Origin of the sequence: Pseudomonas sp. NY15435, assembly GCF_048068295.1 — a bacterium.
GTDB lineage: Bacteria > Pseudomonadota > Gammaproteobacteria > Pseudomonadales > Pseudomonadaceae > Pseudomonas.
In genome coordinates this window covers 497,000-522,188 of the sequence record NZ_JBLUQA010000003.1, presented here as the reverse complement: position 1 = coordinate 522,188, position 25,189 = coordinate 497,000, and the positions used below count along the sequence as shown (strand labels likewise).

Annotated in this window: 35 protein-coding genes; 21 read left to right on the top strand and 14 right to left on the bottom strand. The window is 60.5% G+C overall.

The features are described 5' to 3' along the window. The first annotated feature begins 99 nt into the window (after positions 1–99). Positions 100–624 (top strand): hypothetical protein, encoded by a 525-nt coding sequence (locus tag ACNFH5_RS09690; protein ID WP_416745456.1) that lies wholly within the window; start codon positions 100–102, stop codon positions 622–624. Positions 625–756: 132 nt separating this feature from the next. Here the strand turns inward: ACNFH5_RS09690 and ACNFH5_RS09685 are convergent, their stop codons facing one another. Further along, complete coding sequence (locus ACNFH5_RS09685; protein WP_416745454.1) at positions 757–999, bottom strand: hypothetical protein; 243 nt, start codon at positions 997–999, stop codon at positions 757–759. Positions 1,000–1,446: 447 nt separating this feature from the next. Here ACNFH5_RS09685 and ACNFH5_RS09680 point away from each other — a divergent pair, with 447 nt between their 5' ends. Together ACNFH5_RS09680 and ACNFH5_RS09675 are read left to right on the top strand one after the other, a co-directional pair. Beyond that, positions 1,447–1,785, top strand: a complete 339-nt coding sequence (locus tag ACNFH5_RS09680; protein WP_416745452.1) for a DUF1654 domain-containing protein — start codon at positions 1,447–1,449, stop codon at positions 1,783–1,785. A 282-nt stretch (positions 1,786–2,067) separates the two neighbouring features. After that, complete coding sequence (locus tag ACNFH5_RS09675; protein WP_416745450.1) at positions 2,068–2,562, top strand: hypothetical protein; 495 nt, start codon at positions 2,068–2,070, stop codon at positions 2,560–2,562. A gap of 325 nt (positions 2,563–2,887) precedes the next feature. Here the strand turns inward: ACNFH5_RS09675 and ACNFH5_RS09670 are convergent, their stop codons facing one another. The 3 genes from ACNFH5_RS09670 to ACNFH5_RS09660 all read right to left on the bottom strand — a co-directional run bounded on the left by ACNFH5_RS09670 (position 2,888) and on the right by ACNFH5_RS09660 (position 4,342). Continuing rightward, positions 2,888–3,175 carry a DUF4236 domain-containing protein gene (locus ACNFH5_RS09670; protein WP_416745449.1) on the bottom strand — a complete coding sequence of 96 codons (288 nt, stop codon included), beginning with the start codon at positions 3,173–3,175 and terminating at the stop codon, positions 2,888–2,890. A gap of 82 nt (positions 3,176–3,257) precedes the next feature. Continuing rightward, the gene (locus tag ACNFH5_RS09665) at positions 3,258–3,431 is read right to left on the bottom strand and encodes a hypothetical protein (protein WP_416745447.1); all 174 of its coding nucleotides are present in this window, start codon (positions 3,429–3,431) and stop codon (positions 3,258–3,260) included. 41 nt (positions 3,432–3,472) lie between these two features. Beyond that, a complete protein-coding gene (locus tag ACNFH5_RS09660; RefSeq protein WP_416745445.1) occupies positions 3,473–4,342 on the bottom strand; it encodes a S24 family peptidase in 870 nt (289 codons plus the stop codon). Between the two features lie 384 nt (positions 4,343–4,726). On the opposite strand from ACNFH5_RS09660, the gene ACNFH5_RS09655 reads away from it, so the two are divergent. From ACNFH5_RS09655 to ACNFH5_RS09620, 8 genes are all read left to right on the top strand, one after another. Continuing rightward, complete coding sequence (locus ACNFH5_RS09655) at positions 4,727–5,164, top strand: phage regulatory CII family protein (RefSeq protein WP_416745442.1); 438 nt, start codon at positions 4,727–4,729, stop codon at positions 5,162–5,164. 156 nt (positions 5,165–5,320) lie between these two features. Beyond that, positions 5,321–6,079, top strand: coding sequence for a DnaT-like ssDNA-binding domain-containing protein (locus tag ACNFH5_RS09650; RefSeq protein ID WP_416745440.1), 759 nt, complete (start codon positions 5,321–5,323; stop codon positions 6,077–6,079). Positions 6,080–6,095: 16 nt separating this feature from the next. After that, positions 6,096–6,878, top strand: coding sequence for an ATP-binding protein (locus ACNFH5_RS09645; protein ID WP_416745438.1), 783 nt, complete (start codon positions 6,096–6,098; stop codon positions 6,876–6,878). Further along, the gene (locus ACNFH5_RS09640) at positions 6,871–7,107 is read left to right on the top strand and encodes a hypothetical protein (RefSeq protein ID WP_416745436.1); all 237 of its coding nucleotides are present in this window, start codon (positions 6,871–6,873) and stop codon (positions 7,105–7,107) included. Before ACNFH5_RS09645 ends, ACNFH5_RS09640 begins: the two co-directional genes overlap by 8 nt. Continuing rightward, entirely contained in the window at positions 7,094–7,381 is a 288-nt protein-coding gene (locus tag ACNFH5_RS09635; RefSeq protein ID WP_416745434.1) for a hypothetical protein, read from the top strand. Before ACNFH5_RS09640 ends, ACNFH5_RS09635 begins: the two co-directional genes overlap by 14 nt. Then, a complete protein-coding gene (locus ACNFH5_RS09630; RefSeq protein WP_416745432.1) occupies positions 7,359–7,673 on the top strand; it encodes a hypothetical protein in 315 nt (104 codons plus the stop codon). The genes ACNFH5_RS09635 and ACNFH5_RS09630 overlap by 23 nt, the downstream gene beginning before the upstream one ends. A 3-nt stretch (positions 7,674–7,676) precedes the next feature. Further along, entirely contained in the window at positions 7,677–8,255 is a 579-nt protein-coding gene (locus ACNFH5_RS09625) for a recombination protein NinG (protein ID WP_416745430.1), read from the top strand. Beyond that, entirely contained in the window at positions 8,252–8,641 is a 390-nt protein-coding gene (locus ACNFH5_RS09620; RefSeq protein ID WP_416745428.1) for an antiterminator Q family protein, read from the top strand. The genes ACNFH5_RS09625 and ACNFH5_RS09620 overlap by 4 nt, the downstream gene beginning before the upstream one ends. Before the next feature lie 89 nt (positions 8,642–8,730). On the opposite strand, the gene ACNFH5_RS09615 is transcribed toward ACNFH5_RS09620, so the two are convergent. Then, positions 8,731–9,180: a carboxymuconolactone decarboxylase family protein gene (locus ACNFH5_RS09615; protein ID WP_279834380.1), complete on the bottom strand. Its 450-nt coding sequence runs from the start codon at positions 9,178–9,180 to the stop codon at positions 8,731–8,733. A 230-nt stretch (positions 9,181–9,410) separates the two neighbouring features. Between ACNFH5_RS09615 and ACNFH5_RS09610 the strand changes: the two genes are divergently transcribed. Continuing rightward, positions 9,411–10,907: a PLP-dependent aminotransferase family protein gene (locus ACNFH5_RS09610; protein ID WP_416745426.1), complete on the top strand. Its 1,497-nt coding sequence runs from the start codon at positions 9,411–9,413 to the stop codon at positions 10,905–10,907. Between the two features lie 279 nt (positions 10,908–11,186). Here ACNFH5_RS09610 and ACNFH5_RS09605 read toward each other — a convergent pair whose 3' ends face one another. Then, complete coding sequence (locus ACNFH5_RS09605; protein ID WP_416745424.1) at positions 11,187–11,573, bottom strand: nuclear transport factor 2 family protein; 387 nt, start codon at positions 11,571–11,573, stop codon at positions 11,187–11,189. 376 nt (positions 11,574–11,949) lie between these two features. On the opposite strand from ACNFH5_RS09605, the gene ACNFH5_RS09600 reads away from it, so the two are divergent. The 5 genes from ACNFH5_RS09600 (at position 11,950) to ACNFH5_RS09580 (ending at position 15,341) form a co-directional block, all read left to right on the top strand. Beyond that, positions 11,950–12,891 carry a GlxA family transcriptional regulator gene (locus tag ACNFH5_RS09600; protein WP_416745422.1) on the top strand — a complete coding sequence of 314 codons (942 nt, stop codon included), beginning with the start codon at positions 11,950–11,952 and terminating at the stop codon, positions 12,889–12,891. A 1,016-nt stretch (positions 12,892–13,907) separates the two neighbouring features. After that, the gene (locus ACNFH5_RS09595) at positions 13,908–14,423 is read left to right on the top strand and encodes a hypothetical protein (RefSeq protein ID WP_416745420.1); all 516 of its coding nucleotides are present in this window, start codon (positions 13,908–13,910) and stop codon (positions 14,421–14,423) included. After that, a complete protein-coding gene (locus tag ACNFH5_RS09590) occupies positions 14,420–14,791 on the top strand; it encodes a hypothetical protein (RefSeq protein WP_416745418.1) in 372 nt (123 codons plus the stop codon). Before ACNFH5_RS09595 ends, ACNFH5_RS09590 begins: the two co-directional genes overlap by 4 nt. Further along, positions 14,788–15,045 carry a hypothetical protein gene (locus ACNFH5_RS09585; RefSeq protein ID WP_416745416.1) on the top strand — a complete coding sequence of 86 codons (258 nt, stop codon included), beginning with the start codon at positions 14,788–14,790 and terminating at the stop codon, positions 15,043–15,045. The genes ACNFH5_RS09590 and ACNFH5_RS09585 overlap by 4 nt, the downstream gene beginning before the upstream one ends. A 35-nt stretch (positions 15,046–15,080) precedes the next feature. Beyond that, on the top strand, positions 15,081–15,341 hold the full coding sequence (locus ACNFH5_RS09580) for a hypothetical protein (RefSeq protein ID WP_416745414.1): 261 nt from the start codon (positions 15,081–15,083) through the stop codon (positions 15,339–15,341). A 1-nt stretch (position 15,342) separates the two neighbouring features. On the opposite strand, the gene ACNFH5_RS09575 is transcribed toward ACNFH5_RS09580, so the two are convergent. The 6 genes from ACNFH5_RS09575 to ACNFH5_RS09550 form a co-directional block, all read right to left on the bottom strand. After that, entirely contained in the window at positions 15,343–16,032 is a 690-nt protein-coding gene (locus ACNFH5_RS09575; protein WP_416745412.1) for an SOS response-associated peptidase, read from the bottom strand. A gap of 3 nt (positions 16,033–16,035) precedes the next feature. Next, positions 16,036–16,551, bottom strand: a complete 516-nt coding sequence (locus ACNFH5_RS09570) for a hypothetical protein (RefSeq protein ID WP_416745410.1) — start codon at positions 16,549–16,551, stop codon at positions 16,036–16,038. A 504-nt stretch (positions 16,552–17,055) separates the two neighbouring features. Next, positions 17,056–17,424, bottom strand: a complete 369-nt coding sequence (locus ACNFH5_RS09565; protein ID WP_416745408.1) for a hypothetical protein — start codon at positions 17,422–17,424, stop codon at positions 17,056–17,058. 98 nt (positions 17,425–17,522) lie between these two features. Continuing rightward, the gene (locus ACNFH5_RS09560) at positions 17,523–17,870 is read right to left on the bottom strand and encodes a carboxymuconolactone decarboxylase family protein (RefSeq protein WP_017522075.1); all 348 of its coding nucleotides are present in this window, start codon (positions 17,868–17,870) and stop codon (positions 17,523–17,525) included. A 143-nt stretch (positions 17,871–18,013) separates the two neighbouring features. After that, complete coding sequence (locus tag ACNFH5_RS09555) at positions 18,014–18,496, bottom strand: GreA/GreB family elongation factor (protein WP_416745405.1); 483 nt, start codon at positions 18,494–18,496, stop codon at positions 18,014–18,016. A gap of 181 nt (positions 18,497–18,677) precedes the next feature. Continuing rightward, positions 18,678–19,151, bottom strand: a complete 474-nt coding sequence (locus tag ACNFH5_RS09550; RefSeq protein WP_416745403.1) for an RcnB family protein — start codon at positions 19,149–19,151, stop codon at positions 18,678–18,680. Positions 19,152–19,405: 254 nt separating this feature from the next. Between ACNFH5_RS09550 and ACNFH5_RS09545 the strand changes: the two genes are divergently transcribed. From ACNFH5_RS09545 to rmuC, 4 genes are all read left to right on the top strand, one after another. Continuing rightward, a complete protein-coding gene (locus ACNFH5_RS09545; protein ID WP_416745401.1) occupies positions 19,406–19,774 on the top strand; it encodes an MbcA/ParS/Xre antitoxin family protein in 369 nt (122 codons plus the stop codon). Continuing rightward, on the top strand, positions 19,775–20,539 hold the full coding sequence (locus ACNFH5_RS09540) for an RES family NAD+ phosphorylase (protein ID WP_416745399.1): 765 nt from the start codon (positions 19,775–19,777) through the stop codon (positions 20,537–20,539). It begins immediately after the preceding gene. 77 nt (positions 20,540–20,616) lie between these two features. Further along, entirely contained in the window at positions 20,617–20,826 is a 210-nt protein-coding gene (locus ACNFH5_RS09535) for a hypothetical protein (RefSeq protein WP_416745397.1), read from the top strand. A gap of 570 nt (positions 20,827–21,396) precedes the next feature. Beyond that, positions 21,397–22,761, top strand: a complete 1,365-nt coding sequence (gene rmuC / locus ACNFH5_RS09530) for a DNA recombination protein RmuC (RefSeq protein WP_416745658.1) — start codon at positions 21,397–21,399, stop codon at positions 22,759–22,761. 100 nt (positions 22,762–22,861) lie between these two features. On the opposite strand, the gene ACNFH5_RS09525 is transcribed toward rmuC, so the two are convergent. After that, a complete protein-coding gene (locus tag ACNFH5_RS09525) occupies positions 22,862–24,208 on the bottom strand; it encodes an NAD(P)/FAD-dependent oxidoreductase (protein ID WP_416745395.1) in 1,347 nt (448 codons plus the stop codon). Between the two features lie 88 nt (positions 24,209–24,296). Beyond that, entirely contained in the window at positions 24,297–25,187 is an 891-nt protein-coding gene (locus tag ACNFH5_RS09520; protein ID WP_416745393.1) for a metal-dependent hydrolase, read from the bottom strand. Positions 25,188–25,189: the final 2 nt, after the last annotated feature.

Here is a 25,189-nt window from a genome sequence, read left to right as displayed (position 1 = left end):
CTCCAGCGCGCGGCTATGCGCCGGTGGGCGCCGCGGAGGAGTGCTCTCGAAAGGAAATAGGGGTGGGAGTACGATGTGGCAGCTAATCAGGGAGGCGTGATGAACGACAAACTAGGATGGAAAATTTTGGGCGTTGGCCTAATGCTCTTGGTCTTGGCACTTGCCTTTATGGTCTGTGTGGGAAAGGAATGGAACCAAGTTTGGGCAGCTTGGATCCAGGCGATTGGATCGATTCTTGCCATCTGCTACGCCTTCTACATTGCGGATGGCGAGAGCCGGAAGCGTCAGGCGCGTGACAATCAGGAGTTGGCTGACAGTGCGGCTCGTCACGCTGCAATTGCGAAGTATGTTTTGTACCTCGTGGACACGGCAGTGTCTGAAGAGGGGCAGTTCGTGAGGTTTTCAAACGACTCTTTGATCATCTCGGTAAGGAACGCGCGTGAGTTGGTATCTTTGATCAATATTGAGACGGTAAGCGGTCTCGACAACATACGTGCATGGCTTGAAATTCGGCAGGTTATTTTCGAGCTTGAGCAGGTACTCGCGCAGCCTATTAACTCCTCAAAGTCGGTGCTGGAAGAACTTTTACGGCGGGCCGCCGCAGCGAAACAGACTCTCTCCTAACGCTGGCATGCGAGGCGGCTCAGTTTTTGAGCCACCTCGCCTCACAAACACCGCCGTATGTGAGTGTTTCGCGGCTCGCCCGGCTTGTTGCCGAACTACCAGGGCTGTCGGTTACATGGCTGCATCCTCCTGCTATCCACCCGCGGGAACGGCGCGGGCACCGTTGGTCCATTCCTCGCCAGCGCGCTGGGCGGCATCGAGGCTTTCGAAGTTATCGGTGTCAGGGGTAAGGCCGCTGCCCGGCTGCCAGCGGCTGAGCACGTGCAGTGTCTCGGCGTAGCTGCTGACCGTCGCCCAGCGCTGGGCACCTGGAGTGCCTAGCCGGCTGACGTGGGGGAAGGGCTGTGTCCAGGCCTGGGCGCTCGCTCCTTGCATGGTCATCTCCTGGTAGTCATCCCAAAGCGCCCTCGGGTGAAGGCGCTTCAGTGATGCTTTCTGCCGGCGCCACTATGGCGGCGCCGACCTTCACACCTGCTTGCCGGGTCATTCACACGGTTTGGCGTTTCGCCGCGCTCCACCCTTCAGCCCCTCAGTTGGCCTCTGGATGGTTGCGCCGGTCGCCGGTAGCGGCAGGTGCTGTATTCGTCATTGGGTGCGTTGTTAAAGAGCGGTCGGCTCGGTGGCCTGGCGCCGATGTGCTGGCGTGATGCAAATATGTACCATCAGTTCATATTGAGCAAGAACCAAAAGTACATATTCTCTGAACTGGCTCCTAAGCCATTGATGGGAATCTGTTTTATTTTTTACGAACCAACGGTTCTTGAAGGCGGAACGGCGTAACAGTACTGTATGTGCATACAGTAAAAGCAAGGAGCTATGGCAATGACGAAGCAAGCGGTCTCGGCATCCAAGGGAAGCGGCATCCACACGCTGGATCGCCTGCGCCTGCGAATCTCGGCGATGGTGGGAAGCCCTAAGGCTCAGGCCGATCGGCGCGCGGTGATCTGGCGCCTGGACAGCGACACGGACGAGGCGTGGAGCCAGGTCATGGAGGAGTTGGCGGAGACGGACGGCCTGACGGTGACCAAACTCGAGGACGGAACCGCTGTCCTGGAGTGGCAGCCAAGCGAGGAGGAGGGAGAGGGCGCCCAGGGAGAAGGGGAGGAGCTACCGGCCGACTTCAAGGTGCAGTATCTGCACGATCAGCCAGCGCCTTTCTGAAAACGAGTATTGGCTCAAGTTTGAAACACATTCCTCCGATAATGTCTGGGAAGGTGTTTCACCCACGTGCAAACGTTTGCAATTGATTGCAGCCTTACTAGGCTCCTACCAGGGCGCGCCGCCGCCGCAATCTCAAGGCTTGGCATAGAATCTGCGCCCTTCCATTTGTCGCTTAGTGGGACCATATTGTCTGTAAGCGAGTCTCAGACGTTGACAGTGTCAACACCATTGGGATAATCGCCCTCCGCAGCCGTTGGCTGTGGCAAACCAAGGAGCAAGTCTATGCATGCGATCAGCCGCTCACAGCGCATGGAGCGCATGAGTGAGTATCTCAACTGCGAGACAGCGCGTTCTTTGGAGCTTCTGCGTCAGATAGACGGAACCGTTGAGGCTCTTGTCCTTCTCCGACGCCAAATGGACGCGCTTAGCGAGGCATTTGGAAGCCTGTTGTCTCGCTTCAATAACAACCCTCCAACTGGACCTATTCCAGAGGATGTGGTTGTTCCCACCTTAGAAGAGTCCCAGGACTCTCTGCGGAAAATGCATGCGGAGCTCGCGCGCCGTAGCGCTTGCGCCAAAGCCGACACCGTTCTTACGCTGGATGACGGTGTTGTCGATGCTTACGAGCAGGCAATTGACGCTGTGATATCTCTCAATCAGGTGATTGAGCAAACGCGTTGGGCTTTGCTCGAGCATAATGCTGACAGCGAGGGATCGCATGAGCCGCACGTACTGCGCAGCGATGAAGAAATTGAAGACTTTATTCGCGCATTGTGAATCGCAGGATAACTGAGGTCGACGTCGGCAGCCCTTGCTTCAAAGGGTGCGTGAAGCGGCTTCCTGCAGATATTCGGGAAGCCCTTATCACTGCCCTGAAGGATCTCAAACGAGATCCTCAGCCGGCTAGATTGAGGTTAGAGAAATTATCGGGGTACAGACGCCCCGATATTTACACGATCCACATCACGGCGAACCACTCGCACAAGGCAAGCTTCGTGCTGGACGGCACGAAGGCGGTGATGCGAAGAGTCGGAACTCACAAAGAGATTGATAGAACGCCCTAGCCCCGCATTTGCGGGGCTTTTTCATTCGGGCAGCAGATTCAGCGCGCTACGACCAGAGCAACAACCACCATCACCGTAAGCAGGATGATGAACCAAGATATGGCACTCAGCGATCCGCTCTTAGGCGTGGCCGCCTGGGGGGCTTTGGCGTAGCTCTTGGATGCGGACAGTCCGGTGCCCGGTATGCTTGCAGTGACCCGCGTACCCTTCTTGCTGAGGTTGGTAGTCAGGCCCTTCCCGCCAATTGAGGTGCTGACACCGCTCTTGCTGACGTTCAGGCGGACGCCTGGGGCAATCTTGATGCTCTTCCTGAACCGAATAGCCATCGCGGCGGGCCTCCTGCCGGGGTTGTTTAGCTATACCAGTTGGACGTTCCAAACTAGCAGCACGCGTGCATGGATATAGGTCTCATCCATGCATGCCACCGCCGAAGATCACATGCAGCAACGCCAGTTCAAGCGCCGCAACGATGATGCAGCAGCCTACGAACCCGGGGCTGAACACTCTATTCGATTTCTGGCCTGATCCAGGCCAGTCGAAGAGCGCGGAACAGAGGTCGCCGAGGATTTCGGGCAGACTCATCAAGGGCTCCCTTGCCTCGTCCTGAGGCATGCCGCTTTTGGTTACACCAGGTGCGCGTTCCAGACCAGCAGTACGCGCGCATGGATGTAGGTCTCATCCATCCGGATGACCCTATCCTTGTGCTGCTTGTTGTCCGAGATCATCTCGAAGTGCTCGGCATCCTGTACCTGCAGGCGCTTGATGTAGAGGTGTCCCTGCCAGGTGAAGATGAATATCCCGTCGCCGTCGAACTCGCGAATGTTGATGTTCACGATCATTGGATCGGCGTGCTTGATGGTTGGCGCCATCGAGTGGCCCCAGCCGTACACCATCTTCAAGTGGTTCGGGTCGTCGAAGGTGACGCCGAGCTTGCGCAGCTGTTCCTGGCTGACCTTCACATCGCGCAGCATCTCGGGATAGTCGGCCGGCACCTGGCCGTTACCCATGGCGCCGCGGATGTCGTAGTGCGCGATGCTGATCTCGTCGCCCGCCGGGCCTGGCCGGGAGAAGTCGGCGACGATGACGTTGCTGCCTTGCGTGGCAGACGCCTCGGCCTCCACTGCTTCGACGATGTTCCGGCGAGCATCAGCGGTCAGCCCTTTGCCGTGCTTCTCCAGCATCTTGAGCACGATGTCTGCCGTGGACGACTTGGCAGCCTGCGCTGCAGGCGCCGGAGTCTCTGCGCCGTCCCGCATCTCGCCTTGCCCATACTCAAGCCATTCGACACGAACGCCGAATGCGCTGGCCATCGCTTGCATATTGGAGCGCCCGGGCATGCTCTCCATGTTCAGCCACTTGCTCGCCGCTTTCGGCGTGACCTTGGCGATATCTGCGAGGCGTGCGCCCAGCCCCCAGTCAGGAATGCCTGCTGAGGCCGAGGCTTGCTTGAGGCGGGCGACGAAGGCCTGCCGAATATTCGATGACTGAACCATAGGTTCACTATCCCATGTGCTTGCGTGTACTTTCAGTTCCGATCTAACATGTACTTATGGTTCATATTTCGCGGAGGGCTCATGAGCCAGCTGAAGCAAGCAATCGACGACGCCGGCGGCGTTCCGACCGTTGCAGCGGCGTGCGGGATTAGTCCTCGCGCCGTTTACAAATGGGTGGCTTCTGGCTGCCTTCCCCGTACCGAGTACACCGGAGAGACCGACTATGCAGTCCGTGTTGCAGGCCTTGCTGCCGCACGCGGAGTGAGGGTCGACGTCGCAGAGCTTCGCTCGAGCTCATCTCCGAAGCGGTCCGCCGCCTGACCTGTAACTACAGATTGCCAGCGTCCGCGTGGCCAAGCCACGTAACAAATTTTGAGGTGTTACATGCAAGAACTCATGCGCGCCATCTACGACGTGGTTGACGAGCGCGGCGCAACCAAGATCGCCGAGGGCGCTTCGTTCTCCTCGCGCACGCTGCTCTCCCAGAAGGCGAACCCCGACTACGACAGCCACAAGATGAACGTGGAGGAGCTCCATCGAATCATGGACTTCACCAAGGACATCCGTCCGCTGAAGGCGTGGGCTGAGTTCTTCGGTTTCGATCTGGTCCAGCGCTCGGTTGAGCCGGCGGACTGCCTGGCAAACGCAACGCTGGCTATGGCGAGCGAAGCGGCGGACGTCACGAAGGCCGCCATTGAGGCGCTGGACGACGGCGTGGTGACTCGCCAGGAGGCGAAGCGGATCGAGCGGGAAGGGGAGGAGGCGAAGAGGAAGATCGACGTCGTCATCGCGACCGCCAAGGCAAAAGCCAAGGCCCGATAAAAACAAACCCCGGCAGGGTGTGGGGACACAGGGCCGGGGTTCAGATCGCAGGAGGCAGTATGCACATCACTTCTGACACCAGCAACCCCGCGCCACGAACTGAGTCGGCGCATATCGTGGCGCGCGCAGATATATCGCAGCCCGAGGTGGCGTCCCATGGCCGGTGACTGGATCAAGATGCGGACGGACCTTCTGACGAGTCCGAAAGTTATCCGCATGGCGTCCGCTTTGAAAGCGGACAGGTTCCGGATTGTCGGAGGACTGTTGTCCGTTTGGAGTCTCTTCGATTCCCACTCCGAGGACGGAGCGCTGTCCGGTTATTCGCTGGAAGCACTCGACGAGCTCGCGGCATGGACTGGCTTCTCTGGGGCAATGGTCGACGTTGGTTGGCTCCTCGCAGAGGACGATTCTCTCAAGCTGCCGCGCTTCGAAGCCCACAACGGCGCGTCTTCCAAGCGCCGAGCACTAGACGCAGACCGTAAGCGCGGCGTCCGCAGCGTGTCCGCATCAAAAGCGGACAAAAAGGGGACTAGAGAAGAGAAGAGAAGAGAAGAAGAAAACAACACCAACAGCGTGGACGCCCGGCAGCGGTTCGAGATGTTCGAGGACTGGCAGCCTGACGAGGTGAGTCTGGCGCCGCAGCTCAAGACAATGGGGGTGGCGCAAGGCCTGGTGACTCCCGCTGCGGTTGCCGAGTTCGTCTCGTACTGGATCACCCAGAACGTCGCCGATACCCAGGCGGCCTGGTGCCGGAAGCTGGTCCTGGCGATCAAGAACGCCGGAGTCAGAGCCGCAGCCGAGCAGAAGCACGGCCAGCGCCAATCACGCCCCACCACCAGCAAGCACAACGGCCTGACGGGCCAAGACCTCGTATCGGGACTGGAGGCCAATTCCGATGGAACCTTCTCGCTCTAACTCGCTGGTCGAGAGCTTGGCTCGACTGACTCAGTCCGCCGGCATCGTCGGCACCGAGTCGTCGTCTTGCGAATGGCACGGCTCGTTCATCGCCAGTCGCCTCCGTGATGGCCAGCTCACCGGCTGCCCGGAGTGCTCCCGTCGCCGCCAGGCACAGGAGGAGACCGAGGAGCGCGCCGAGCAGCAGCGGCAGGCCGTGGCGGCTCGCCTGGAGCGCCTACTGGGCCAGGCACTGGTCCCGCTTCGGTTCAAGACCAAGACCTTCGAGAACTACTCGGCATCTACGCCAGGCCAGCAGACCGCGCTCAATGCGTGCCGCAGCTATGCGGATGGATTCACCAGCCACCTGGAAGCGGGTCGCTGCCTGATGCTGCTGGGGCACGTGGGCAACGGCAAGACGCACCTTGCTGCAGCGGTGGCGGGGGTAGTGGTCGAGCAACATCGGCGCAACGTCCTGTACACCACCGTGTCCCGCGTTTGCCAGCAGGTGAAGGCCAGCTACTCGAAAGAGGCCAGCCAGTCGGAGCGTGAGGCGCTGGATATCTTCCGGGCGCCAGATCTGCTGATCCTCGATGAGGTGGGGGCGAGCTATGGCACCGACTTCGAGCGGATGGTGATGTTCGAGGTGATCAACGCCCGGTACGAAGACCTCAAGCCGACGCTGGTGATTTCCAACCTCAGCGCGCCTGATCTTGTCACCGCCCTGGGCGAGCGGACGGTGGATCGTCTGCGGGAAGCCGGCGGCATCGTGGTCAAGTTCGACTGGTCCAGCGCCCGCCGGGAGGTGGCCAATGGTTGATCATCCGAAATGGCGTAAGAAGCGCGACGACAGCGGGAAGGTGATCCCAAAGTGCTGGCAGACCGACAGCGGTTACACGGTGGCCGAGGTGGAGCGCACGGCGATGCGGTTCGCTGTCACCCGGCCAGGTAGCAAGCTCCCGTCTTTCTACGCCAAGACACGCGATGAAGTTCTGGCGGTCATCAAGGCCGACATGGAAGCGATCGAGGTGGCCCATGCTGACACCTGAGCAGATCCTCTCCATGACCTTCGAGCAGCTTCACGCTGCCAAGCAGGCGAGGGTTGAGCGAGTAAAGCTCAACAGAGAAGGCCAGCTGTACGCGGCTGGGGTTGCGACCAAGTACCGCCGTGGCGGCACCAAGCTACGCGCCCGCCGGGTTGGGAAGACCGACTGGTCAAGGCTCCGCGACCTGGAAGCGCAGGAGCGTGGTATTCGCGCTGAGCTCAGCATGCTGGACGAAGAGATCAAGCGGAGGGCGCATGCCGAAGAAACACGGGCCTGAGTTCAAGCGCGATCTGATTCAGGTTGAGCGCTGCCGGCCGTGTCGCGGAACCGGCACGGTAGAAGGGGTGTTCTATCAGCTGCCTTGCGGCGACTGCGCCGGTGTGGGCTGGGTGGCGCGGGGGATAGAGGGGGTGAGCATCCACGACTTGGCATGGGCGCTCGGCCAGCGCGCTAACAAGGCCGAGAACGACCTGTCCGAGCGCATACGCTGCTCGATCATCGCTGGCAACAAGGACAGCGAGTGGAACAACAAGAAGGGCCCTGGCGGCTCTCACTATCGAGGGGACTGAAAAGTGCGACAGTCCCTTCAGAAGAAGCCCAAGGCGAAGAAGTGCAAGCAGTGCCGGGAGACCTTCAGCCCTGACCGCCAGTTGCAGGCAGTGTGCAGCCCGCTGTGTGGTTTGAAGCTGGTGGCCGCGCAGCGCGAGAAGGACCGGGTGGACTTCCAGCGCCGAGAGCGGCGCGAGATCAGGGAGCGCAAGGAGAAGCTGAAGAGTAGGGCGGATCACATGAAGGAGGCCCAGCAGGCCTTCAACGAGTACATCCGCCTGCGCGACGCAGATAAGCCCTGCATCTCCTGCGACCGGCACCACCAGGGCAAGTACGACGCTGGCCACTACCGCTCAGTGGGTGCCTGCCCTGAGCTGCGATTCGACGAGGACAACGTCCACAAGCAGTGCTCGCCCTGCAACACACAGCTGTCCGGGAACATCCTGGAGTACCGCATCCGCCTCATCCAGCGCATCGGCGCCGATCGAGTGGCGCGCCTGGAAGGAAAGCACGAACCGCTGAAGCTCAGCGTTGAACAGATCAAGGCCCTGAAGGCCTACTTCCGCGCCAAGGTGCGCGAGCTGAAAAGGGGAGCAGCATGAGTCGTACTCGAAGCTACATCGATAAACCGCTTGGTGACACCGAGTACCTGCTGGAGCAATGGGGTTGGTGGCGCATGGATGGAATGGGGGTGCCTGGTTACGTCTCCCCGATGGCCGCTGTGATGAGCTTGGCGAACCCCATGGGTAAGGTGAAAGAGTACCGCATCACCGACGAGGCGGCCGGCCTGGTAGACCGAGCCCTGGCGAAGCTGACCAGCCGGGACGCGCAGATGGGGAATTTCGTGTGGTTCTACTTTGGAGCGAAGTGGCCGGCGAACCGTATCGGACGAGAGCATGGGATGTCAGAGCGTGATGCTCGGCAGCTAATCAAGGCGGGGGTGGCCTGGATCGACGCCTCACTTTTGAGCATGCAAGCGGCCGCTTAACGGCCGCTACCGACCCAATGCTGACCTCAGACAATGGGGCAATCACCTCGCCTGAGGTATCGCTCCTAGCGTGCTCAAGGTCTATGCCATTAAGCTTTTGCCGCAGGCCGCAATCGGAAGCTGATGCCCATGCGGTTGAAAGCGTTCATCGCTGCAATGGCAGCTGTCAGGTCTACCAGATCCTTCTCCGCAAACACTGCCGATGCGGCCGCGTAGGCTTCATCTGATACGTGTGTCTCGCTAACTCGCGTGACTTCTTCTGCCCAGGCTAGTGCCGCGCGCTCCTGATCCGAGAACAGATATTGTGCTTCATGCCACACCGGTACCAACAGCAGCTTATCTACTGACATACCTTCTTTGATCAGATCACGTGAGTGCAGATCGATACAGTGAGCGCAGCCATTGATTTGAGACACCCTAAGGAACACCAGATGGATCAGTGACATTGGCAGATCTGTCGCAGTAGTTACGAAATGATGAAGTACTCCGAGGGCTTTGGCAGCACCAGGGGAAGATTGAAACCAGTTGAGGCGACTCATGAATTTCTTTTCCTTGCTGTGCGACGGTGACGAGAGAGCCACATGCGTGGTCGATTGCATCAATAACCCCGACGAATTCCAGAAAGCCGGTTTGTGTATGGGGTGACCAGCCCAAAGGGCGCTACCTGCATGGGGCGGAAACAAGAGCTTGGAGTCAATTTTGGTCGAGAAGCGGGCTATGGTAATGATCCGCTACAAGACTAATGTATTGATCCACTTTAGAGGTGCTCATGCCACCGAATCTGCTCCTGTCTGGACTAATGGCGCTACCGACGGAAAGACCTCCTGAAGGCGTCAATCTTCAAGAGTGGCTGTATTTGGAGCTGCGCGACGCGATGCTTGTCGGACGTTTGCCTGCAGGCAGCAAACTGCCGGGAAGCCGGACACTGGCCTCACACCTGTGCGTGGCACGCGGAACGGTGCAGGCAGCGTATCAGCAGCTTTTGTCTGAGGGATATGTGGTTAGCCGACCTGGCAGCGGCACCCGGGTTTGCATGGAGCTTCCGGACGCAAAACTGCGAATTACTTCCTCACAGCAGAGTGCTGGAGTAAAAATCCCGGCGCGACGAATGCCCCCGGTCACGGACTGGGGAGAACGATTGAAGTCCATCACATCCGCTTTTGCCAAGCGCAGGGTCGCTCCTGGTCTGCGCCCTTTTTTCCCTATGCGCTGCGACGTTCAATCATTCCCGATTGATCTCTGGCGCAAGCTGCATATCCAGCAGATGCGAAGTTCCAAAGTTGAGACACTCCTCGATTATGAACCCGCCGGGTTGCCAAGCTTGCGCCTCGCCATTGCCGAGCATGTGGGCTCCGCTCGAGGCGTCCAGGTTTCGGCGGACAACATCGTGGTACTCAGTAGCGTGCAACAGGGAATCGATCTATGCCTACGCCTCTTGGCACCTCCTAGGGCTCGCGTTTGGATGGAGGATCCAGGCTATCCGGGAGTTCGCCAGCTTATGGCGCTCGCAGGCTGTGAGGTGGTGGACGTACCTGTGGATCAACAGGGTCTGCGTGTCCAGGATGGTATCCAGGCCGCTCCCGAGGCAGCACTGGCTTATGTGACGCCCTCGCGGCACATGCCCTGCGGCCACGAACTATCTCCCCCTAGAAGGCTTGCACTGCTACATTGGGCGCGCGCATCTGGGGCCTATATCATCGAAGATGACTATGACAGCGAGTACCGATTCATTGCCAAGCCCATTCCTGCCTTGCGCGCTATGGCCGGCGCTGATGATCTGGTGATCCTCGCGGGTACATTCAGCAAACTGCTATTTCCGTCTGTTCGGCTGGCCTATTTGGTGCTACCGCAACATCTGGTGGACGTCTTTACCCGAGCGGTAGCGCTGACCTCGCGACATCCAAATAGCCTTAGTCAGGCTGTGCTGGCGGCATTTTTCAATCAAGGACACTTCGATCGGCACGTCAGGCGCATGCGCAAGCTCTACTCGTTGCGTGCTGAAGCGCTCAATTGCGCAGCGTCACAGCACTGGCAGGGATTGATCGAGGTACCGGAGATTCGTGCCGGACTAGACACCCCCTGTTCGTTACTGGTCGGAGACGAAGCTGAGGCGTGCCGGCGAATCGAAGAGGTCAACGTTGATGTATTACCGCTTGCGCGGTTCTACAAGGCACCGAGCTCGCCTGGTTTCCTGCTGGGATTCGCAGCTTATGAGGAGCGATCCATATTTGATGCAGCTTTGGCGGTCAGAAAGGCATTGATCTGATTGAATGTTCTTGCTCTGGCGGGGCGAACTGGGAGTCCTTTCATGATTGCGTTTGCTCTGCATCGTGTTAGGCGAGAGCACTTGCACACCTGATAACTTCTAGGGGCCCACTTCTGCCTGTGACTTGAGGCAGCTACCGACCCATAGCGGACATTTCTTCACGAACTAGTCTGGCTGACGGAATGTAGTTACTAACGATCGTTCGCATTTACTCCAAAAAGTAAAAGAGGCAGCTCTCTAAGAGATCTGCCTCACTTTTCGATGTATGTCTGATATGTCTTAGGCGTACCGCTGGAATATCTTGGAGATGATTTTCCACTGGCCATCGATCTTCAGGAGCGAGAGGTAGTCGTTGAAGCTAGCTCCCATGACGTCATTCTCCATATCCACACGTACAACCGCAGCAGTAGGTGCTATAGCCAGAATATCCAGACGGCTTCGAGTATCTGGCGAAGATCCAAGTGATTTGAAGAAACTTGCAAATACCGGAATTGCGGGGCCTTGTAGCAGTTCGTCGCCGCTATAGCCCCACATAATCGCGTCTTGGTGGAAGGCGCGTTCAATTCCCGCGATATCACCAGCGCGATATCCGTCAATGTAGGCTTGCGCTGCCTCAATTACTGCGTCGTACTCATTGGTTTCTACAGGCTTGATATGCGTCGTCATGATTATTCTCTAAATGCTATTCAATTAATTTAGAAGGATTGAAGGCATCTTGCTTAGCCAGTACCGCTAATGCATATCGGCTATTACGCCACTGCCGTGCCTATTGAAAGGCGCATTAATCGCCGAAGCTGTAAGACGCACTGGTTTTGGCTCCCCTAGTAAGTCTTACAAGGGGCAAGCCAGCCTCACTAGCAGCTTTAGCATGCAGTCGGCACTCCATTGCGATTAACGTTACGCGTCGCGCTAGGTGGCGTAAACGACGTATTTCCCTCCTTTTCGGCCACGTCTTTGTTTCTCGAAAAGTTTGTGCGAGGTTCTAGCTCTTCCGGATCGCTCCGGCTATTCTGAGGAGATAAGCAGAGTTCAGGAGCTTGTTATGTATCGTGTTGGCTTTTTTGTGTGCTCTGGATATGAGGCTCTTGATTTGGCCGGACCATTTTCAGCGTTTAACCTTGTTGCAACAGCGGTTGGCCATAAACCTTATGAGCTTCATGTGGTTTCCAGTTCTGGTGGGATAGTCATAGGCAGCGCTGGTTTCGCGATATCAACAAAACTCTACAATCTAGAAGAGTTCGATGTTGTGATATTTGTTGGTGGTGAAATAGAGCCTATGCTATCGGCCGACAATGTTGCAGCTGCTAAGGAGCTAAGTAACAATGCGGTTCGCATTGCCAGCGTGTGTACAGGTGCATTTTTGCTTGCGGAGATCGGACTGCTAGAAGGCCGGAGCGCTACGACGCATTGGTACCATGTTGAGCAGTTACAATCGAGATTTCCTTTGATAAAGGTTGAGAAGGATAATATATACACCTCGGATGGCCACGTTTGGACATCCGCCGGCATTGCTTCCGGGATTGATTTGGCGCTAGCGATAATTGAGAAAGACATGGGTGTTGAAGTGGCGCGGGATGTTTCTCGTCTCCTAGTGGTTCCCTATAGACGCCCAGGAGTTCAATCCCAGCTTTCGGCAATGTCACAAATGGAGCCAGAGTCAGATCGAATTCGTATTTCGTTGAAGTTCGCGAGAGAACATTTGGCCGAAGATCTGCCTATCGAACGGCTTGCCGAGGCTGCCGGATTAAGCTTGCGTCAGTTTAGTCGCGCATTCCGTCGCGAAACAGGCGAAACACCAGCTAAAGCAATTGAGCGATTGCGAGTTGAGGCCGCTTGCCTGCGAGTGCAAGAAGGTAGCGAACCAATTGAAAAAATTGCTCAGTCTGTAGGGTTTACCGATCCGGAGCGCATGCGAAGAGCATTCATACGACTGCACGGCCACCCTCCGCAAGTTCTTCGCCGCGAAACGCGGCAACATGATTAATAACCGGCAACTACAAAACGTCAATGGAGAAAACCTTGAGTGTCAAGTATTCGGCTCTGAGGGTTTTGTTATTTTGTGTGTTCTCTATGGAAATGTGCTTGCCAGAAGAACTGAGGAGATTGGAGTTAGAGCGATTTCTCAGTGAGCCGGATGTTTGCCTGAGACTCCGGAATGAATTAATCCAATTCGAGCGTAGTGGTGACTCATGGGTGGAGTTGCTCAGCAACGACCTCTACTGCGTCGACTGCATGACCTCGGAAGAAAATGCAAGGCAGTATATTATGGATTTATTTGGGAGTATGTTGCTCGAGTGAGTTGTATTTATAATCGCCAGACGGATATGGGGTTGAGGTAATTAAATGTCTTTCAATTCACATAAGCGAAAGCTCTTAGATGAATCTGAGCAATTCTCATACCGCGCTTCTCGTGCTCGCTCGTGTGCTCTCTTAGTGGCTCGAAAGATGGGCCTAACCCGCGATGCTGTTATCGATTTGGTGGCTAGCAGGACAGGTATCGACTTATATGCACCTCAATCCGTTTCCGAGCTATTGATTGCCTTGGAAGAGCTGGAATACATGCGTCGAGCAAACAGCCGCTCGAGTATTCCGTAATTCCTTGCTCTGTCGCTGATCGGCTATACACCAGAGGGTTCAAGTCGTATGGCCACTGAAGGCTACTGGCCAGTCGACAGCCTTGCTCAATGTTAAGTCCGCTTTTGGCCGATAGCTGCCGTCTTCAAGGTTGCCGGCGGTAGCGCGCCCAATGCTGCGCGTTCTACGCGCTGACCAGCATGCCGAGTCGATAGTGAAGGCGTTCCTTCCCCCTCCGGAGAGCAAGCGGTTCCCGGGTGGTGATCTGCCAGCCCTCGCTCAATAGTTCCTCTATGTGGGCACGTAGCCCCGTCAGTTTGCGTTGTTCCTTCATCGCGAGCCCTCCAGTTGGCGGGCTCAAGATTAGCAAAGCGAAACCCATCTCAGCCCGCTGATCCGCGGGCTTTTTCATGTCCGGAGAAAACCATGGACCTTCGTTCCGTGCGCCGCTCGATCATCGAGCCGGCGCTGTTGCTGCTGCCTGCAAAAATGGAGAGCCCGCAGGCGGTCGTCATGCTGCTGGCAATCGGGCTGCAGGAGTCGCGATTCACCTACCGTCGCCAGATGGGCAACGGCCCGGCGAAGTCGTTCTGGCAGGCAGAGCAGGGCGGCGGAATGGTCAATGGACTGCTGCGTTACCGCGTCCAGGACGTCCGCGACCTGGCAACCGGCCTGTGTGCCGTGCGCGGTGTTGTCCCGGCTGCGCCTGACGTGTGGAACGCAATCGAGCACGACGACGTGCTGGCAGCCGGCCTGGCGCGCCTGCTGCTCTATACCGATCCAGCCCGCCTGCCGGAGCCGGGCAAGGAGTCGGCGGCCTGGGACCTGTACCTGAGAACCTGGCGGCCTGGGGCATATGATCGTGGCACGCCGGCCCAGCGCGCCGAGCTGCGGAAGAAGTGGGCGGCGAACTACGCGGCGGCGCTGGAGGCTGTGCGATGACCGGCGGGTGGAAAGCGGTAGCGCTGGCCCTCGCCGCCGCCCTGCTGATCGGCTTGGGCGCTTCCGGCGGAGCATGGCTCAGCTCAGAGCGATACGCCCCGCAGCTCAAGGACCAGGGCGACAAGCTGGCGGCCTGCACCGCGGCGCGCGACAACGTGCTTGCGCTGGTGGAGGAGCAGAACGCCAAGCTGGGCGAGTTGGCTAACCAGGCTGAGCAGCGGCAGGCGAAGGCGGCCCAGGCTGTCGCCGACGCCCAGCGGCAGGCCGGCCAGCACTACGCCGCCGCCCAACGGCTGCAGCAGGAGCGCGCCGAGGGCGACCAGTGCGCAGCGGCAGAGGCCGTGATCGACAAGGAGTTGGGGCTATGAAGTGGCTTCTGGTGTTGGTGGTTTCGCTGGCGGGGTGCGCTGGCCAGGTCGAGCATGAGCCACGTACGGTGCGCGTGGAGGTGCCGGTGGCGGTTCCGTGTAGAGCGCCGGCGGTGAATGTGCCTTCCTGGGCCACGGCTTCGCTCCAGAAGAGCGACAGCCTACAGACCAAAGTGCGCGCCTTGCTGGCCGAGTTGGAGCAGCGGAAGGGCTATGAGGTGCAACTGGTCGCGGCGGCCCAGGCCTGCCGTTAGGGTATGATGCCGGCCTCGATCAACAGGAGGTCGGCATGCTGAAAAGCAAAGTGAATGGCGGGACCCGGCTGCAGCTGGAACGCCTGGTCACCAAGTCGGGCCAGTATGGCGTTTGGGACTTCCACGTCGCTGCCAACTCCGAGATGTTCGAAAGGCTTCAGGCCGGCCGCCATGCGGCGCTTTCGCCTGCTGAGCCGAAGGAAGGTCAGGAAGTCGAGATGTTCACCCTCCTGACGGCGAGTGCTCCGCAAGAAGAGTGGCGGCCGATCGGGCGCGGCATCGCCAAATACGAATAAGCTAGATCGGCTCGATCAGCTGCGCGCCCTGGTTCCTGACACTCCCGACGTCCGTTGATATGCGGTAGGCCTCGAAGTCCTGCCGCGCCAGGGCGATGGTGTCGTAGGCCAGCTCCAGGGACGTTTCAGGCGACAGCCAGGTCTTCCACTGCTCGGGCGCCAGGATTACCGGCATCCGGTGGTGCACGGCGGCCACCAGCCCTTCGGCCTCCTTGGTCAGCAGTGCGCAGGAGGTGATCGGCTCACCTTCCGGTGGTGACCAGGTTGACCAGATCCCGGCGATCGCCAGCACGTCACCGTCGATGGCGTGGTGGTAGTAGGGCTGGTTCACGGCGCGGCCGGCGCTGTTCTTCACCGGCTCCTTCTCGTTCCACTCATACCAGCCTGCCGCCGGCATCAGGCACCGCTTGTGTCGGATAGCATCCCGCCACATCGGCTTTGTCGCCGCTTCCTCGCTGCGTGCGTTGAAAGTCAGTGCGGGCAGCTTGTCCTTCTTCCACCAGAAAGGGATAAGCCCCCAGCGGGCTGCCACGACTTCCTGTTCTCCCGCCTCGTTCAGGAGCACCATGGGCACCTGACTGGTCGGCGCGACGTTGTACGCGCGATCAATCCAGCGCCCGGAGTTCCCCCGCCCGATATGCCAGTAGCGCTCCATGGCCGCTTCTTCTGGCGTCACGTACCGTCCGCACATCCTTCAGCCTCCCGAGTACGGCCAGCGCTTGTCGCCGGCGCCCGCCGGAATTACTTCCCTCAGTTCGAACAGCTCCTGGCCATCGCACATGATCCGCAGACCCTCGACGTCGCCCGCGTACTCACGGTCGAAGCGACCAACCCACAGGCTAAGCTTCGGAGGCTGCCCGAGGATGTTGCCGAGCAGCTTTCCCTCCAGGTCGTGGTAGTGACCTTCCGTTCCGATCTTGCCGACCACCTCGCCATCGACCAAGACATGGTAATAACAGCCCTGGCACCAGTGGGTTTCCCTGGTGATGTTGTGCTCGACATTCCAGGAGTAGGCGCCGAGCGCGCGAGTGACCATCTCCTGGCGCTCGGACAGGCAGATCAGCCCGAGCTGGTAAGCCTCGTCTGCCTGAGCCAACAGATAGTGGTAGTGGTCGTCGGTGCGGTAGAGGAAGGCGACGCGGTCGCGCAGCGCAGCCTCCCAGCGATGTATCAGTAGCCGGCGGTCGTTTTCGTGGTTGGTGTACAGCATGGTCCGCCTCCCGAGTCAGGGGAGGGGAAGAATACTGTATGCTTGTACAGTTTCAAGATTGGGCGACGAAGGGGTAGGTAGCGCGAGAAGGGGGCGAAAAGCTGTCTAAAACTAACTGGGCTCCCGCCGGCATTCGCGGCCTCTGGGAGCCCTATCTGGTGATTTCGTTTTAGACAGTCGAAGGGGGAGATGCTGGCGCTGAGCGGCCTGCGGAGGGGAAATTACACTACTGTTGCAGTATCGTTGGGTGGCCATTTTTCTGCGCTGAGAAGGGCGGAGTCTTAGGACAGATTTAGGACAGATTCCGGCTCCTTGTGGCTCCTTTTGCGCCTACGGCGAAAGCGAAGGCCCAGGCATTACGGGGCCTGCGGGGGTGCAGAGGTGGATGCCCTATGGTTCAAATCCCTATCTCTCCGCCATTACATATGGCCGAAACCCCTGAAATGCTTAGCGTTTCAGGGGTTTTGTCTTTTCTGCGTCCTGCAATTCCCGACCAGCGCTCCATCATCCGCAATATCCATCCATCTTCTGCCGATTCCCCTCCGTGGGATTCGCCTGGTACTGCTCCCGCCAGAACTGGCACGGCGCGCTGTTGAAGCGCCTTTCCTGCTCGGATTTCTCTATCTGACGATTCTGCTGTTCCTGCGCGGTCTGCTGGCGTTGCAGGTATTGCTGGAACATTTCCTCGTTGCTCAGCGGTGGAGGCGGGGCTGCGGGATTTGTCGCGTGTGGCGGGGCGAGGCGGGTGGCGACGGTGGTAGGCAGTTCGGGCCAGATCAGCCAGGCGGTAGCGGCGATGGCGAGGCAGCCGAGCCATAGGCCAGTGGCGATGGCGAAGGTGAGTTTCCAGAAACCGAGGGCGGGCTGTGACATGGGGGCTGACTTTGGTGGGCTAAGACCCACTGATACCCCATCGAAGCACTGGAAGGAAAGGGGCAGGCCCGCGGCGCCGAAGCGTCGCGGGCGAGGGCTCATTTCGGTGCGGCGGCGGACTCGTAGGCTTCGAGGGCGCGCAGGGAGTAGATGTAGGCGGCACCCGCATTGAGCGAGATGGCGGTGGCCAGGGTCTGGGCGATCTCGGCCTCGGTGGCGCCGGCCTTGCGCGCGGCTTCGGCGTGGACGCCGATGCAGCCGTCGCAGCGGGTGGTGATGGCTACGGCTATGGCGATCAGCTCGCGGGTTTTGGCATCCAGGGCGTCGCCGTCAGCAGCGGCGGCCTCCAGGGCCTGATAGGCGGCGATCATCTTCGGGTGTTTCTTGCCGAGCGCGCCGAAGGCTTTTTTCACGGCGGGAACGTATTCGGACCAGTTGAACAGCATGATGCTTCTCCTTGAGGCCGGGAGGGATTGGGTGTGGCCTTGAAGCTTAGTCTGTGTCAGTGGGCGCGCCGGGTATTGTCTGTTCCGCTCAGATTTTTCATCGATGCGCTCGAGCGTCGTTGATCAGTTGGGCGGCTGACCCGTCAACAGACATCGAGGATTTCGTAGCGCTGGCGGGCGCTGCCAGCGCCCACCTCGACTTCGTCGCCGGGGTGTCGATGGAGGAGGGCGCTGCCCAGAGGGGCGCGGGTGGTAATGACGAGTATCTCGCAGCCTTCGTACTGCACCTTGAGGCCAGCGCCATCCGGGCCGAGGAACACCCAGCGCTGCTGGCCTTGTTCGTTGATCAGCTGCACCAGGGCGCTGGTCTGGATGCCCTGTTCTTCGTCGAAATCGCGCAGTTGCAGGTTCTCGAACAGCGACAGCGCCTGGCGGATTTCTTCCACGCGGCGCGATTGGCCGGCGGCGAGGTAGGCGGCTTCCAGCCCGAGGGTGTCGTACTTGTTCTCGGCGATGTTTTCCTCGTGGGTTGCGGTCTCGTGGGCCGTCCGGGCGGCGCGCACGGCGACGTCGAGGTCTTCGGCGAGGCGGGCAAGGATCAGTTGGTAGGCGCGTTTCTTGTCCATGGCGGCGGGCTGGAAAATAAAGGCGCCTATCCTAGGGCCTTTGTCTGGCCCTGCGAAGGCGCTTTCAATATTTCCCGCCGCCTGAATTCCCGGAACAAAGGACATCCGGCATATCAATCCAGCGATCCAGACCGTTGTCGCCCAGTTGCGCGCGGTGGGCGACGCCAGCGCCTGAGATGAATCAGTAACCGGCGAGGATGTTGACGATCACGCCGCTGGCGATGGCTATCAGGACGTAGTCGCCGTTGACATACAGCCAGCGATGATCGCGCGGCGGTGCGTACAGGTGGCGGGCATTCCAGTCGGTGACCCAGTAGCGGTCGCCGCGATACGCCGGTGCTACAACCACACCGTGGCGCCACTCGCGATGGGGCACGGGCATGCCAGCCTGGGGGCGGTAGTTCGGGTTCTTGTAGTAACGCGGATCGGCGTGGCCATTGCGTCCCTGATTGTAGTGATCGTGAGGCTGTTGATACTGCGGTGACGGGGTTGGCCGTTGCTGTTGGGGCTGGTGCGGCCGCTGCTGTTGCTGTTGCGGCGGTCGATTATCCGGTCGGTTCTGGCCATTGTCCGGGCCGCCCCCCGGCTGGGCGAAACTCGCCAGCGGGCTGCCGAGCATCAGGGCGGCACAGAGTAGGGCGACAGACTTCTTCATGGTATTTCTCCTGACGCAGCCGACTTCGCCGGTGCGTGATCCTGCATTGATCTCCCGGACAATCCGGGTATTTCATGAGACCGCACGGCGGAGTCAATGAACGCCAAGCCTAAGTAAATGTTCGGTAAAGAGAATCTCGGCTTTGTCAGCGCATTGATACACGGCTGTCAGGCGGGAAATCCGGCGGATCTGCTTTGTGCAGTTGCAGCATTTGATGGTATGTTTGGAACAAATGCACTGGATGGAGTTTCGCCATGAGCGCTCTGCTGAAGGAAAAACCGGCCGCCGATGCCGTCCTGGCGAAGGCAGTACTGACCGCTCGCGAGCACTTGGCGATGACCCAGCAGGAACTGGCCGCTATTGTCGGAGTGGACCGTAGCGCGGTGAGCCGCTGGAAGCAGAACGGCCTGCGGGTGGACAGCAAGACCGGCGAGTTGGCGTTGCTGCTGGTGCGCATCTACCGCGCGCTGTTCGCCCTGTTCGGGGGCAACCATGAGGACATGCGCCATTTCCTGCGTACCGAGAACCGTCATCTGGGTGGTGTGCCGCTGCAACTGATGGAGCAGGTGCAGGGGCTGGTCGCCGTGGTCGAGTACCTGGACGCCATCCGGGGCAAGGTCTGAATGTCCTTCGAAGCCGGCGCCCGTCTTTGGGCTGAATATGAAAGTTCGGTCGTCGCCCCCATTCGCGGGCGACTGGTACGAATGGTGGAGAGCCAGGGCCAGGTAGCGACGCTGCAACTGGTGGACACCCTGGAGGAGCAGGCGCTACTGGAGGAGTTGCTGGAAACCAGCAAGCCGCGCATGCCGCCGCCCGCCGAGCCGCTGCACTACCTGTTGAAGACGCCGTTTCGCTATCCGCCGCTGCGCTGGGGCTCGCGCTTCGGTCGGCGTCATGAGCCGAGCCTGTTCTACGGCGCGCTCGTGCTGGAAACGGCGATGGCGGAGTCGGCCTTCTACCGTTTCGTGCTCTGGGAGGGGATGGCGACACCGCCGCCCAGCGGGCGAATCCTGTCCGAGCACGCATCGTTCGAGGCCCGTTTCCAGGTGCAGAAGGGCGTGCGCCTGCATCTGCCGCCGTTCCGCGAGCACGAGGCGCTGCTCGATCCGCAGGATTACAGCGTCACCCAGGGCCTGGGCAGTGCGATGCGCGACGCAGGGGTGGAGGCGTTCGAGTATCGCTCGGCGCGGTGCCCGCGGGGCGGCGTCAATGTGGCCCTGTTCGCTCCTTCGGCGTTCACCGAGAAGCGTCCGCGCAACCTCACGCCCTGGTTGTGCGAGACCACATCGGAGTACGTTGCCTTCAAGCACGCCCAGGTGCCCGACAGCCCGCGTATCCATCGGCGCGAGCACTTTCTGGTGGATGGCAGACTGCCGCATCCAGCCTGACCGCTCATCGTTTTGCCACTGTCGTGTCACGGTGAGCGGTGTATGTTGCGGGATGGCCAAGCAGGGAGTGCCAGTCCATGGATATACGGATAACCATCCATCCCAGTGACGATCGTCGCTGGCGCGTGTACCTCAATCAGTTCTTCTATGACTGCAACAGCCGCAGTGCAGCTGAGCGCATCTACGCGCGGGTCTGTGCCGCCGAGCAGTTGGCGATTCAGCTTCCCGAACCACCCCGCGTCCTCCGGCCGCAGCGAGCGCTGCGCCGGGAGGTTCAGATCGCATGAAATTCGCCGGGTATCGGCGTCGGAAGACGGAGCTTCTGGCGCGCACGTCACCCGGTTGAATGCACCGTCTGCCTGGGAATACTGCTAATCCGCTGCCCTGAAAGGGGGCGGCCGGCTGCTGCGTGGCGCGCACTTGTGCACAATGCCGACGCACTCTGTCAAGTCCTCGAAACATTGCATTTAGCCAGCTCTCGAATTTCCTTGCGTTTTTTAACCTATTGAAAAATAAAGGAAATTTCGATTGGTGAAAAAATCACCAATCTGTCACACGGCCCCAGTTCACTGGGGGTATGGCCTGTTTTCAGCAAGTTCTCCACTGAGTTATCCACAGCTTCTGTGGATTGTCCCGAGCGCTTGCTCAGGAGCCTTGTTCCAGGGCCTTTACAGGGGACGAAGCCGGTTCGGGTGGCCGACTGTTAGACTGGCGCGATCCATTGCCACACCTCGGAGTCTTGCATGCCCCTCGATCTGTCCGCCTTGTTGCTCGGCGCGCTCGCCGGATTGCTGCCCATGGCTGCGCTCGCCTGGCGCCTGCAGGCGCGCAAGGTGGAGGTGGAACAGGAGGCAAGCCTGCTGCGTGAGCGTCTGGCGACGGCGCAGCTGGCGCAGGACGGGCTCTCCGCGCAGGCCGAGGCGGACCGCGAAGCCTTCCAGCGTTTGAGCAGTCGGCATGGCGAACTGTCTGCCGAAGCGGCGGCGCTGCGCCGCGAAGTCGAGCTGGGCAAGGACGAGCGCGCGCGCCTGGGCAATGCCGAGCAGGACTGGCAGGCCGAGCGCGCCGACAAGGAAGTGGAACTGCGTCGCCTCTCCGCCGAGCATGCGGCGCTCTCGGCCGAGCTTCGCGAGCAGCAGGAGAATCATCAGCAGCGCCTGGGCGATCTGCAGGCCGCGAAGGACGACCTGCGTGCCCAGTTCGCCGAGCTGGCCGGGAAGATCTTCGACGAGCGCGAACAGCGCTTCGCCGAGTCCAGTCAGCAGCGCCTCGGGCAGTTGCTCGACCCGCTGAAGGAGCGCATCCAGTCGTTCGAGAAACGCGTGGAGGAGAGCTACCAGGCCGAGGCCCGCGAGCGCTTCTCGCTGACCAAGGAACTGGAGCGCCTGCAGCAGCTGAACCTGCGCCTGGGCGAGGAAGCCACCAACCTGACTCGCGCGCTCAAGGGCCAGAAAACCCAGGGCAACTGGGGGGAACTGGTGCTCGAGCGCGTGCTGGAACATGCCGGCCTGGAGAAGGGGCGCGAGTATGAAACCCAGGTCAGCCTGCGCGCGCCGGACGGCGAGCGCTTCCAGCCCGACGTGCTGATCCGCCTGCCCGGCGACAAGCAGGTGGTGGTGGACGCCAAGGTCAGCCTGACGGCTTACCAGCAATTCATCGCCGCTGAGGACGAGGTGATCCGCCAGCAGGCGCTCAAGGCTCACGTGCTGTCGTTGCGCAACCATGTGAAGGGGCTTTCCGGAAAGGATTATCGGCGCCTCGAAGGCCTGCACAGCCTCGACTTCGTGCTGCTGTTCATGCCGATCGAGGCGGCTTTTTCGACGGCGCTGCAGGCCGAGCCGAACCTGTTCCAGGAGGCCTTCGAGCGCAACATCGTGATTGTCAGTCCGACCACCCTGCTGGCGACGCTGCGGGTGATCGACAGCCTGTGGCGCCAGGAGCGGCAGAACCAGAATGCCCGGGAGATCGCCGAGCGCGCCGGGGCGCTGTACGACAAGTTCGTGCTCTTCGTGCAGGACCTGGACGAGATGGGCACCCGCCTGCAGCAGTTGGACAAGACTTACGCGGCGGCGCGCAACAAGCTCTGTGAAGGGCGCGGCAACCTGATCAGCCGCGCCGAGCAGGTGAAGCTGCTGGGTGCGCGGGCCAGCAAGAACCTGCCGACGGATTGGCTGGAGCGGGCGTTGAGCGATGATTCGCCGATGGTGGAAGAGGGCGAGTAGCTGTTCCTGTAGGAGCGAGCTTGCTCGCGAATCGTATCCCCCGGATGCATCCATGCAGCCGGGGGGCTCTGTTCGCGAGCAAGCTCGCTCCTACAAAAAATCAGAATAGCGAGTAAGGCTTGCCCGCGGTCCCATCGGCGAAGCGCCGCAGCCGGAAGGCATGCAGGTCCATTCCTGGCTCTCCCTTGTGAATCCACTGGCTCATCAGTTGCCCGACGATGGGCCCCATGGCGAAGCCGTGGCCGCAGAAGCCCGTGGCGATCAGCAGGCCGGGCACTTGCGCTGGTGCATCGAGCACTGGAATGCCGTCCGGTAGCACGTCGATCAAACCGGCCCAGCTTTCCACGACTTTCACATCGCGTAGTGCCGGGAAGGCCTTCGCCAGATTCTGCTGTGCAGTGAAGACACGCGAAGTGTTCACCTTCACCTGCGGATCACGCTCGCCCAGTACCGCGCCGTTCACGCCCCTTTCCGAACCCGGCAGGCGCTGGCGCAGATCGTGGAAGAGTGCGCCGTTCAGCTTGAAGGAGAAGCCCGCGCGGTGCTCCGGCAGATGCGGTAGGTAGTGCCTGGCGCCGCGCAGGTAATCGAGATTGAGGTCAATGTCGGCCTGGGTTTCGTCGGCGAGGTTGATGCTGCCGTCGGCGCGTTGGCGGAAACCGATGCCGTGGCCGATGAAGCTCTGCGCGCCGACGTCCGGACCGGGGCTGGTGCGCGAGACGGTGCAGCGCACGGCCTGTTGCGGCAGCTCCAGCCCCAGGCTCTGCACCAGGCGCCAACTGCTGGCTCCGGCGCAGACCAGCAACTGCCGGGTCTTCACATAGCCACGTTCGGTCTGCACGCCGCAGACGGCACTGGCCGCGCGGTCAATGCCGGTGACGCCGCAGCCTTCGACAAACAAGGCACCTCGCTCGATGGCGCGCAGTGCATAACCTGGAGCAACGCGGCACGGTTCCGCCTGGCCGTCGTTGGCAGTGTAGAGGGCGCCGAGCGCGGGATCGCTCAGCGCCGGCATCAATTGTGCGACTTCCGCGCGGCCCAGCAGCCGGGTGCCGAGGCCGAAGTTGGCGGCGACCTTCAGCCAGTCCTCGTACTTGTGCTGCTGCTCCGGGGTTTCAGCCAGGTACAGGCAGCCGCCCTGGCGCCATTCCAGCGGCAGTTGCAGCTCCTTTTCCAACTGCTCCCAGAGCGGGATCGCCGCCATCATCAGCGGCACTTCCGCCGGGTCGCGCGCCTGCTGGCGGACGAAGCCCCAGGCGCGGGTGGATTGCTGGCTGGCGAGGCCGGCCTTGTCCAGCACCAGCACGCTCAGGCCAAGGCCCGCAAGCTGCCAGGCGGTGGCGCAACCCATGATGCCGCTGCCGGCGATGACCACGTCCACCTGCTCCGGCAGGCGCTCCACGCGGGAGGAAAGGGCGGGGTGAAGCGGATAGGTTCCCATCGGCATACGGCGGCATCCCTGAATCGAATAACGGATGTCGCAGTATGCGATTGCCCCGCGCCCTGCATCCACTGCGCGGGCGCGCCGACAGGCCTTACGAGGCGCGCGCGGCCCGGCTGGCGGCCGGTGAGCGGGCCAGGTAGTCCAGCGCTTCCTGGGTGTTGGCCTCGTGGTCGGGGTGGTACCAGGGCTTGAAGTAGCGCAGGAAGCTGGTGGCCAGGGAGCTGATCTTCGGCAGCACGCCGGCCTTCGAACCATCGCGCCAGATCGCCGCGAAGGAGCGTGGCCGGGCGATAGTCGGGTCCTGGCGCGACAGCGTGCGCGTACCGAAGGCGAACAGGTAGATGATCAGCGGCCAGACCACGAACATCCACAACTGCCGGCTGATGAAGGTGCCGCCCAGGTGCACGTGCAGGTCGTGGGCGACGTTGCGGTGCTCCACTTCCTCGGCGCCGTGCCAGCGGAACAGGTCGAGCAGCACCGGGTCGGCCTTGGCGCGGTCCAGCGCATCGGCTTCGAGAATCCATTTGCCCAGAATGCAGGTGAAGTGCTCCACCGCGGCGACGATGGCGCAGCGCTGGCCGATCCACCAGCGCTTGAGCCAGGGTGTGCGGTTGAACAGTTCGATGCCCAGCGGCGTGTCGCTGAGCAGCTGCTCGAACAGGTAGTCCATGACCTTCAGGTAGCGCGTGGAGTCGATGCCGTGGTGGCTCAGGTAGCGCTCCAAAGCCCCCGAGTGGGCGCGGGCGTGCATCGCTTCCTGGCGGATGAAGCCCTGTACGTCCTCGCGCAGCCGGCCTTCTTTCACAAAGGGCAGGGCCTTGTTGTACAGCCGGCAGAACCACAGTTCGCCCGCCGGCAGCATCATATGGATGACGTTGATCGCGTGGGACGCCTCGGGCTCGCCGGGAATCCAGTGCAGTGGCGAGTCGCTGTAGTCGAACTGCACCTTGCGTTGCACGAGCTTGTGATGATGATCGTTCATGG